Origin of the sequence: Actinoplanes sp. NPDC051633, from assembly GCF_040681735.1 — a bacterium.
Classification (GTDB): domain Bacteria; phylum Actinomycetota; class Actinomycetes; order Mycobacteriales; family Micromonosporaceae; genus Actinoplanes.
The window spans coordinates 1-9090 of record NZ_JBFAZH010000195.1 but is presented as its reverse complement, the minus strand read 5'-3'; the positions used below and the strand labels follow the sequence as shown (position 1 = coordinate 9090).

13 protein-coding genes are annotated in these 9090 nt (G+C 70.1%); 9 read left to right on the top strand and 4 right to left on the bottom strand.

Annotated elements, in window-relative coordinates; translation table 11 throughout:
• The coding region (locus AB0M20_RS14005) for a RecQ family ATP-dependent DNA helicase (RefSeq protein WP_364297947.1) at positions 1-1100 on the bottom strand (1100 nt) is incomplete at its 3' end.
• A gap of 264 nt (positions 1101-1364) precedes the next feature.
• Between AB0M20_RS14005 and AB0M20_RS14000 the strand changes: the two genes are divergently transcribed.
• Complete coding sequence (locus AB0M20_RS14000) at positions 1365-2903, top strand: glycoside hydrolase family 3 protein (RefSeq protein WP_364297945.1); 1539 nt, start codon at positions 1365-1367, stop codon at positions 2901-2903.
• Between the two features lie 14 nt (positions 2904-2917).
• On the opposite strand, the gene AB0M20_RS13995 is transcribed toward AB0M20_RS14000, so the two are convergent.
• A complete protein-coding gene (locus AB0M20_RS13995) occupies positions 2918-3202 on the bottom strand; it encodes a GNAT family N-acetyltransferase (RefSeq protein WP_364297943.1) in 285 nt (94 codons plus the stop codon).
• 63 nt (positions 3203-3265) lie between these two features.
• Here AB0M20_RS13995 and AB0M20_RS13990 point away from each other — a divergent pair, with 63 nt between their 5' ends.
• The 7 genes from AB0M20_RS13990 to AB0M20_RS13960 all read left to right on the top strand — a co-directional run bounded on the left by AB0M20_RS13990 (position 3266) and on the right by AB0M20_RS13960 (position 7334).
• Positions 3266-3586, top strand: coding sequence for a hypothetical protein (locus AB0M20_RS13990; RefSeq protein WP_364297941.1), 321 nt, complete (start codon positions 3266-3268; stop codon positions 3584-3586).
• A gap of 79 nt (positions 3587-3665) precedes the next feature.
• The gene (locus AB0M20_RS13985) at positions 3666-4487 is read left to right on the top strand and encodes a DUF1206 domain-containing protein (RefSeq protein ID WP_364297939.1); all 822 of its coding nucleotides are present in this window, start codon (positions 3666-3668) and stop codon (positions 4485-4487) included.
• A 36-nt stretch (positions 4488-4523) separates the two neighbouring features.
• Positions 4524-5639 (top strand): mechanosensitive ion channel family protein, encoded by a 1116-nt coding sequence (locus tag AB0M20_RS13980; protein WP_364297937.1) that lies wholly within the window; start codon positions 4524-4526, stop codon positions 5637-5639.
• 55 nt (positions 5640-5694) lie between these two features.
• Positions 5695-6129, top strand: a complete 435-nt coding sequence (locus tag AB0M20_RS13975) for a phage holin family protein (protein WP_364297935.1) — start codon at positions 5695-5697, stop codon at positions 6127-6129.
• On the top strand, positions 6126-6545 hold the full coding sequence (locus AB0M20_RS13970; RefSeq protein ID WP_364297933.1) for a DUF3618 domain-containing protein: 420 nt from the start codon (positions 6126-6128) through the stop codon (positions 6543-6545). Before AB0M20_RS13975 ends, AB0M20_RS13970 begins: the two co-directional genes overlap by 4 nt.
• Positions 6542-6814 (top strand): DUF4235 domain-containing protein, encoded by a 273-nt coding sequence (locus AB0M20_RS13965; RefSeq protein ID WP_364297931.1) that lies wholly within the window; start codon positions 6542-6544, stop codon positions 6812-6814. The genes AB0M20_RS13970 and AB0M20_RS13965 overlap by 4 nt, the downstream gene beginning before the upstream one ends.
• Before the next feature lie 316 nt (positions 6815-7130).
• A complete protein-coding gene (locus AB0M20_RS13960) occupies positions 7131-7334 on the top strand; it encodes a cold-shock protein (protein WP_007458127.1) in 204 nt (67 codons plus the stop codon).
• A 102-nt stretch (positions 7335-7436) separates the two neighbouring features.
• Here the strand turns inward: AB0M20_RS13960 and AB0M20_RS13955 are convergent, their stop codons facing one another.
• Together AB0M20_RS13955 and AB0M20_RS13950 are read right to left on the bottom strand one after the other, a co-directional pair.
• A complete protein-coding gene (locus tag AB0M20_RS13955) occupies positions 7437-7625 on the bottom strand; it encodes a hypothetical protein (RefSeq protein ID WP_364297949.1) in 189 nt (62 codons plus the stop codon).
• A 29-nt stretch (positions 7626-7654) separates the two neighbouring features.
• Positions 7655-8647: an aldo/keto reductase gene (locus AB0M20_RS13950; protein WP_364297929.1), complete on the bottom strand. Its 993-nt coding sequence runs from the start codon at positions 8645-8647 to the stop codon at positions 7655-7657.
• Between the two features lie 69 nt (positions 8648-8716).
• On the opposite strand from AB0M20_RS13950, the gene AB0M20_RS13945 reads away from it, so the two are divergent.
• Positions 8717-9090, top strand: a 374-nt coding sequence (locus AB0M20_RS13945) for a methyltransferase domain-containing protein (RefSeq protein ID WP_364297927.1), incomplete at its 3' end; no start/stop codon positions are given.

The window sequence follows — 9090 nt, the reverse complement described above, 5'->3', positions numbered from 1 at the left end:
GCCAGCTCGCGGATCTCCGTGAGGTCCGGCGTGCCGCCGGTGAAGAACCGCTGGATCGCCTCGTCCTCGGCCCGCCAGAGCAGCAGCACCCGGCTCGGCTCACCGTCGCGGCCCGCGCGCCCGATCTCCTGGAAGTAGCTGTCCGGCGAGTCCGGCAGTGCGACGTGCGCGACCCAGCGGATGTTCGGCTTGTCGATGCCCATGCCGAACGCCGACGTGGCCACCATGATGCGGATCTTGTCGGCGAGGAAGTCCTCGTGCCGCTGCTCGCGTGCCCCGGCGGCCATCCCGCCGTGGTAGAAGTCCGCCGCGTGCCCCGCCCTGCTCAGGTCGGTGGCGAGCTCCTCCGCGGCACGCCGGGTGGCGACGTAGACGATGCCCGCGCCCTCCGAGGTGTCCAGCAACGTCGTCAGCCGGCGCCACCGGTAGTCCTCGTCGGGGCAGTGGGCCACCTCGAGGAAGAGGTTGCGGCGGTCCAGCCCGGAGACGTGGATCTCGGGCTTGCGCAGGTGCAGCCGCTCGATGATGTCGTCGCGGACCGGGGGCGAGGCGGTCGCGGTCAGGGCGAGCACCGGCGGCCGGCCGATGGCCTTGATCATGTGCCCGAGGGCGAGGTAGTCGGGCCGGAAGTCGTGTCCCCACGCGGAGATGCAGTGCGCCTCGTCGATCGCCACCAGGCCGGGCTTGAGCGCCCGGACCTCCGCCAGCCGGTCGGGGTCACTGAGCTGCTCGGGGGTGATGAACAGGAATTCCGCCCGGCCGTCGCGGATCTCCTGGATCGCCTCGCGCTGTTGCTTCGGCGTCTCGGCCGAGCTGACCCGCACCGCGCGGATCTTGGGATCGTCGCGCTCGTTCAGCGCCACGATCTGGTCCTGCTGCAGGGCCAGCAGCGGCGAGATCACCACGGTCGGGCCGGGCAGCAGCACCGCCGGGATCTGATAGATCGCCGACTTGCCGGCGCCGGTGGGCAGCACCACCAGGGCGTCGTTGCGGCGCAGCACGGCGCGCATCGGCTTGAACTGGCCCGGGCGCAGGGAGGACCACCCGAAATGCTGCCGGGCGACCTTGCGCAGCCGTGGTCCGTAGACGGGAAGCTTCATCATGGCGGCGCCATGATGCCCCGCGGATGCCGGTGACAAACCGTTACTTCCGGCCCCCGAACATCCGCTTGATCGCCCACACGAGGATCAGCGCGGCCAGGGCCACCCCGAGCAGCCGGACGGCGTGCACTTCAGACCAATCGACGCCAGACACACCGGCACTGTATCGAAGCGCACTTTCATAAGGGTTAATAGGAAGGTTTGTTGACTAAATGGATCGCGGATGATTGCATGAGTCGACCGCGATCCGACTACGGGGGGCACATGCCTTACTCAGGCGAAATCTCGGAACTTGCTGCGCTCGTGCTGCAACCCGGGTTCGTCGGCACCTCGGCGCCCGACTGGGTGCGCCGCCGGCTGGCCGAGGGACTGGGCGGTGTCGCGCTCTTCGCCCGTAACGTCGAGTCGCCGGGCCAGGTCGCCGCGCTGACCGCCCAGCTGCGTGCGGAACGGCCCGAGGTGATCGTGGCGATCGACGAGGAGGCCGGCGACGTCACCCGGCTCGAGTCGCGCCAGGGCAGCTCCCGCCCCGGCAACCTGGCCCTCGGCGCGATCGACGATCCCGCGCTGACCGAGGCCGTCGCCCACGACCTCGGCCGGGACCTCGCGCAGGCCGGCATCACGCTGAACTACGCCCCCGACGTGGACGTCAACAGCAACCCCGACAATCCGATCATCGGGGTACGCGCCTTCGGCTCCGACCCGGCCCTGGTCGCCCGGCACGGCGCCGCCTTCGTCACGGGTCTCCAGGCGGCCGGCGTCGCGGCCTGCGCCAAGCACTTCCCCGGCCACGGCGACACCGCGGTCGACTCGCACCACGCCGTCCCGGTGATCGACCGCGACCGGGCCGAGCTCGAGGCGTGTGAGCTGGTGCCGTTCCGGGCCGCGGTGGCGGCCGGTGCCCGATCGGTGATGACCGGTCACCTGCTCGTGCCCGCGTACGACGCGGAGCTGCCCGCCACCCTCAGCGCCCGGATCCTGCACGACCTGCTGCGCGTCGAGCTCGGCTTCGACGGCCTGATCGTCACCGACGGCATCGAGATGCAGGGCGTGTCCCGGCGATACGGGCTCGAGGGCGCGACCGTGCGCGCCGTGGCGGCCGGCGCCGACGCGGTCTGCGTGGGGGGCGATCACGCCGACGAGCGCACCGCCGTGCGTCTCCGCGACGCCATCGTGGCCGCGGTGCGCAGCGGCGAGCTGCCCGAGGAGCGGCTGCGCGACGCGGCCGAGCGGGTCCGCCGGCTGGCCGCCTGGACGGTCCGCGTACAGACCGAGACCGGCGCCCGGGCGGGCGACCGCGCCACGGCCGGCGCCTCGGTGGTCGGCCTGGCCGCCGCCCGGCGCGCGGTCCGGGTCACGATGACCGATGCCGGGTCCTCGGCCCTGCCGCTGCGCCGCCCGCCGCACGTGGTGGAGTTCGCCCCGCCGCGCAACATCGCGATCGGCGCGGAGACGCCGTGGGGCCTGGGCACGCCGCTGGACGACCTGCTGCCCGGCACGACGGCGGTGCGGTTCGCCGAGGAGGACCTGACCGGCCGCCCCGGCCGCGTGCTGGAGGGGGTGGACGGGCAGCCGCTCGTCCTGGTGGTCCGCGACCTGCACCGGCACCCGTGGATGGCGGCGGCGGTCTCGTCCGCGCTGGCCGCGCGGCCCGACGCGGTGGTGGTCGAGATGGGCTTGCCGGAGCTGGTCACCGGCGCGGTGCACCTGGCGACCTACGGCGCGACGAGAGCGTGCGGCCAGGCGGCCGCCGAGATCATCGCGGGCACCAGCATCCCGGCCCCGCAGCCACTGGCCGCTTGATACGGGCGCTACAGCTAGGCGTCCTCGAGGATGGCGTCCCAGTCGTGGTGCTGCTCGACGTATCTGACGAAGAACGGGCAGGAGACCACGACGCGGGCGCCGCGGTCTCGCAAGGTGTCCAGGGTCAGGCGGGCCAGCTCGCCGCCCAGGCCTTTGCCCCGATGAGCCGGGTCCACCTCGCTGTGCGTGATGACCGTGCGGCCGTCGCGCACCCGGTACGCCGCCAGCCCCGCCTGTTGCCCGTCGGCCACCAGCTCGAACCGGTGTTCCGCCTCGTTGTCCCGCACGCTCAGCTCCATCCCGCCAGCTTAAAGCGCGTGCCGCCGCGGCCCGGCTGGCGGAGCCTGCGTACCGTTGCAGGGGTGTTGAAGCAGAAAGCAGCCGCCCTGATCTCCGCCGCCCTGCTCGGTCTCGCCGTGTTGACGGGATGCAGCAGCGACAACGTCGACTGCGGTCTCGACTCCTGCTCGGTGACCATCGAGCGTGAGGTGAACGCCACCGCCAGCGTCCTGGGCGTGGAGGCCAAGTTCATCAGCGCGGATGCCGATACGGTCACGCTCGAGGTGGCCGGCGAGCAGATCCAGCTCACCAAGGGACAGCAGGCGGTGCAGGTCGGCGGTCTCCAGGTCTCGCTGGACAGCATCAACGCCGGCGACGTCAAGTTCCTGGTGCAACGCCAGTAAGGCCGTCCACAGCCCCGCCACCGCCCCTGACCGGACTAAAGGCGTTTGAAATTCGTTGCCATCGGTAACTGTCTGCGGCATGTCCGCCTCCCAGCAAGTCCGCACCTCCGCGTCGCGCGCGGCGAACAGCAAACCGCTGGAACTCCTCGCGCGCGGCGGCTTCATCGCCTACGGCGTCATCCACCTCCTCTTCGCGTGGCTGGCGCTGCAGGTCGCCTTCGGCAACTCGTCCGGCGAGACCGACCAGTCCGGCGCCCTGCAGACCCTCGGCAGGCAGCCCGCCGGTGAGTTCCTCCTGATCCTGATCATCATCGGCATGGTCGCGATGGCGATCTGGCAGGCCTTCGAGGCGGCGATCGGGGAGAGCGGGCCGCAGGACAGGACCGCCATCGCCGAGCGCGTCGTCTCCGGCTTCCGCGCGATCCTCTATCTCTACTTCGCCTACCTCGCCTACAAGGTGATCAGCGGCGCGGACTCGTCGCAGTCGAAGAGTCAGAAGTCGTCGGCGTCGTCCATGATGGACTCGGGCGGTGGCCGCTTCCTGGTCGGCTTCGTCGGGCTGGTCGTGATCGGCGTGGGTGTCGGCCTTGTTGTCTACGGGCTGAAGAAGAAGTTCGAGAAGCACCTCAACACCGGGCAGATGTCCCCGTCGGTCCACCGGACGGTGCAGCGGCTCGGCATGGCGGGATACACCAGCAAGGGCGTCGCGTACGGGATCTCCGGCCTGCTGATCGTCGCGGCGGCGGTCACCTACGACGCCGAGAAGGCCGGTGGCCTCGACTCCGCGCTGAAGGAGCTCTCGAGCCGCGACTACGGTCCCTGGCTGCTCGGCCTGATCGCCGTCGGCATCGCGTGCTTCGGCGTCTACTGCTTCTTCCAGGCCAAGTACCGCAAGGTCTGACCGCTCCCGGGCCCCCGGGTGTGATGTGATGCCGTCGTGAACGGCGTCCTGACCGCGCTGCTCGCCGTCGTCGTGGCGGCGGGCGCCGCGCTCGTCCTGGTGGAGGCCATCCACCTCCTGGTACAACGGCTCGGCAAGCGCTCCGAGCTCTGGGCGGACCTGGCCCGGACGGCACACCGGCCGTTCCGGGCCCTCGTCGTGATCTACGCCATCCAGCAGGCCCTGCGCAGCGGGGTCGACAACTTCGCCGGCCGCGGCACCGTGCTGCACCTGCTCGTGCTGTGCATCATCGCGGCCGCCGCGTGGCTGGTCGGCGCGCTGCTGCTGGTGGTCGAGGACCTGGCGCTCAACCGATATCGCACCGACGTGCCGGACAACCTCAGGGCCCGCCGTCTCAAGACCCAGGTGGTCATGCTGCGCCGGGTCACCGTCGCGGCCATGGTGGTGCTCTCCATCGGCGTCATGCTGATGACCTTCCCGGGCGTCCGCACGATCGGCGCCAGCCTGCTCGCCTCGGCGGGCCTGATCAGCGTGGTGGCCGCGCTGGCCGCGCAGAGCACGCTCGGCAACGTCTTCGCGGGGCTGCAGCTCGCGTTCAGCGACGCGGTCCGGGTGGACGACGTCGTGGTGGTCGAGGGGGAGTGGGGCCGGATCGAGGAGCTCACCCTCACGTACGTGGCGGTGCAGATCTGGGACGACCGGCGGCTGATCCTGCCCACCTCGTACTTCACCACCAAGCCCTTCCAGAACTGGACCCGCAACTCCTCTGCCGTGCTCGGCACCGCGGAGGTCGACGTCGACTGGTCGGCGCCGGTCGAGGACCTGCGCGCCGAACTGCGCCGGATCTGCGAGAGCTCGGACCTCTGGGACGGCCGCACCTGTGTGCTGCAGGTGACCGAGGCCATCGGCGGGATGATCCGGCTGCGGGCGCTGGTGAGCGCCTCCGATGCGGGCACGTTGTGGGATTTGCGGTGTCTGGTGCGCGAGCGCCTGGTGGGATGGGTCTGGGAGAACAATCAGGGCGCTTTGCCCCGCTTGCGGGCGGACACCGATCCACCGCCGCCGCAGCGGCACGGTGTCGCTCTGCCGGCACCCGATCCGGGCGTCGGCAGCACCACGGCGTTCCACCCAGCGGACGAAGAGAAGCGCTGATGGTTGGACTTACGCAGTGAGGGGCATACAGCCGGAACAGGGAAAGGAGGACACGATGGCCGATGTCCTGAACGGTGGTCCGGCCCGTCCGGTCGCCGACCAGTCAACGTCCGAGTTGGTCCAGCGGGCGAGCGAGCAGATCAGCACATTGGTTCGCGACGAGCTTGCGCTGGCCAAGGCTGAACTCACGGAAAAGGGTAAGCACGCCGGCATCGGGATCGGTCTGTTCGGCGGCGGAGGAGTGCTTGCGCTCTACGGCGTCGGCGCACTCATCGCGACGCTCATCATTGTGCTCAATCTGTTCTTGGACTTGTGGCTCGCCGCGCTCATCGTCACGGTGGTTCTCTTCGCCGTGGCCGGGGTCCTGGCGCTGCTCGGCAAGAAGCAGGTCACCCAGGCCGTGCCGCCCGAGCCGTCGGCAGCGATCGAGAGTGTCAAGGCCGATGTCGACGAGGTGAAGCACGCGGTGAAGGACAGGAGCCGGGCATGAGCGACAAGAACGGGTCGTCGAGCGCCGCCAAGCCGGACCCGGCGGCGTTGCGCGCGGAGATCGCGCAGACGCGGGCCGACCTCGGTGAGACGGTGCAGGCGCTGGCCGCCAAGGCCGACGTCAAGGCCCGGGCCAAGGACCAGGTCGAGCAGACCAAGCAGAAGGTGAAGGCGCAGGCCAGCGAGGCCGTGAACAACGCGAAGGGTGCCGCTGTCGCGGCGACCGAGAAGGTGCGCGCGGCCGCGGGCCAGGCGCGTGGCGCGGTGGGCGGCGCGGTGGAGAGTGCGACCGAGGACGACCGCGTCCGGGAGGTCAAGACCCGGGTCCGCGAGAACCAGGTGCCTGTCGCCGCGGTGTTCGCCGGCGTATGCGCCCTGGTCGGCATCATCCTGATCCTGCGGGGGAGGCGCCGGTGAGCTCGAAGGTGCAGAAGATCGCGTACAAGCCGGTCGGGCTGTTGCTCGGCATCGGTGCGGGCGCGATCGCCGGCTTCGTGTTCAAGGAGATCTGGAAGGTGGCATCCGGCGACGACGATGCGCCCAACGCCACCGACGAGGATCGCGGCTGGGGCGAGATCATCGCCGCGGCCGCATTGCAGGGTGCCATTTTCGCCGTGGTGAAGGCGATGGTCGATCGCGGCGGTGCCACCGGCGTGAAGAAGTTGACCGGCGACTGGCCCGATTAACCACGTCGTCACAGCATCGACTCCGGTCTAGGTCCCATCGCACACTTCGGTGATGTGGGGGACCTTTTCCGTATCCGTCGTCGTTTATCTGAAAGTCGGGACGGGGGGCTCCGTCGCCCGATTTTCGGGTACAGTGTGCCCAGTTTTTGCGTACGTGGTGTGCTGTTCCACACGCCATCGGGATGCCTGCCAGGCGTGCCGGCGGTCGCGTGGATGGGACGTCCTCTGGAAAGGCCGCCTCAACGGCGCCGCTGCTCGAAAACGGTCATCGGCTCCTAGCAGCACGGAGCCGGCATTTTCAGAAGGAGAGTTCAGCATGGCGCAGGGAACCGTGAAGTGGTTCAACGCAGACAAGGGCTTCGGCTTTATCACCGTCGACGGCGGGGGTGCTGACGTGTTCGTCCACTTCTCGGCCATCCAGACCAGCGGCTACCGCAGTCTGGAAGAGAACCAGCGGGTCGAGTTCGAGATCGCCCAGGGCCAGAAGGGCCCGCAGGCGGAGCAGGTTCGCCCGCTCTGAGACAACCCGCCGGCGGTGACGCCGGCCGTCGACCCCGCACCCGGGGGTCGGCCTTGAGAGGAAGCCCCGCATCCCGCCGGATGCGGGGCTTTCTACGCTCTGCTAGGCGCCCTCCCGGCCCTTGTTGCGCCGGCGCACGCCGATCACGATGAGCGCGACGCCGGCCAAAGCGAGCACCGGCCCGATGACGGCCCAGAGGCTGACGCCGCTCATCACGCTGCCGCCGACGATGTCCAGGCCCTGCAGTGTCCACAAGCCACCGAGGACGATGAACAGGACACCGACCACCATGGGCGTCCATCCGGTGAGTTTCGGCTCGGTCACCACCGGTCGTGCACCTGCGGCCGGACGAGCTCGTCGTAGGTCCGGCGCACCGCGTTGAGCACCTCGGGGTTCAGCGGCGGCCGGCTGCCGACGGCGGCGTTCGCGCGGGCCTGCTCCGGGTTGCGGGCGCCCGGGATGACGACGGTGACGCCGGGCTGGTCGACCACCCAGCGCAAGGCGAACTGCGCCATCGTCTCGCCCTCGCGGACCAGGGGACGCAGCCGGCGCACCGCGTCGAGACCGGTCTGATAGTCCACACCGGAGAACGTCTCGCCGACGTCGAAGGCCTCGCCGTGCCGGTTGTAGTTGCGGTGGTCGTCGTCGGCGAATTTCGTCTGCTCGTCGTACCGTCCGGACAGCAGACCGCTCGCCAGCGGGACACGCGCGATGACGCCGACGCCCGCCTCGCGGGCCGCGGGCAGCACCTGCTCGAGCGGCTTGAGGCGCAACGCGTTCAGGATGATCTGCACGCTCGCTGTGCCGGGCCGGGCGATCGCCGCGAGAGCCTCGTCCGCCTTCTCGACGCTCACCCCGTACGCCGCGATCCGCTTCTCCTGCACCAGCGTGTCCAGGGCGTCGTAGGTGGCGTCCATGTCGAACACCGGGGTCGGCGGGCAGTGCAGCTGCACCAGATCGAGGGTGTCGACGCCGAGGTTGGTGCGGGACCGGTCGGTCCACGCGCGGAAGTTGTCGAGTGAGTAGTTGGCCGGCTCCTGCGCCATCCGCCGGCCCATCTTGGTGGCGACCGTGATGTCGGTGCGACCCTTGCGGCCCTGATCCTCCAGGAACGTGCCGATGATCTGCTCGCTGCGCCCGTCGCCGTAGACGTCGGCGGTGTCGATGAAGGTGACGCCCTCGTCGACCGCGGCGGCCAGCGTGGCGTGTGCGTCCTCCTCGGTCACGTCGCCCCAGTCGGCGCCCAGCTGCCAGGCGCCGAGCCCGATCACCGAGGCGTCCCGCCCCATTCTCTGAAAGCTGCGTTTCTCCACGCCTTGACCCTATCCGTCGCGCTGCTAATCTTCTCGCAAGACGGACGTACGGTTTGCTGGGGGTGCGACGTGTGGGATCCAGGTGTTTATTCCAGGTACGGCGATGAGCGGTCCCGTCCGTTCTTCGACCTGGTCGCGCAGATCGGCGCCGAGAAGCCGCGGGCCGTCGTCGATCTGGGATGCGGGCCGGGCACCCTGACCGCCACCCTCGCCGAACGCTGGCCGTCCGCGTCGATCACCGGCATCGACTCGTCACCCGAGATGATCGCCCGGGCGCGGCAGGCCGGGCTTCCGGTCCGTTTCGTGGCGGGCGACGTGCGGTTCTTCGCCCCGGAGCCGGACGTCGACGTGCTGGTCACCAACGCCACGCTGCAGTGGGTGCCCGGCCATCAGGACCTGCTCCGGCGGTGGGCGCGGCAGCTGGCGCCGGGCGGCTGGATCGC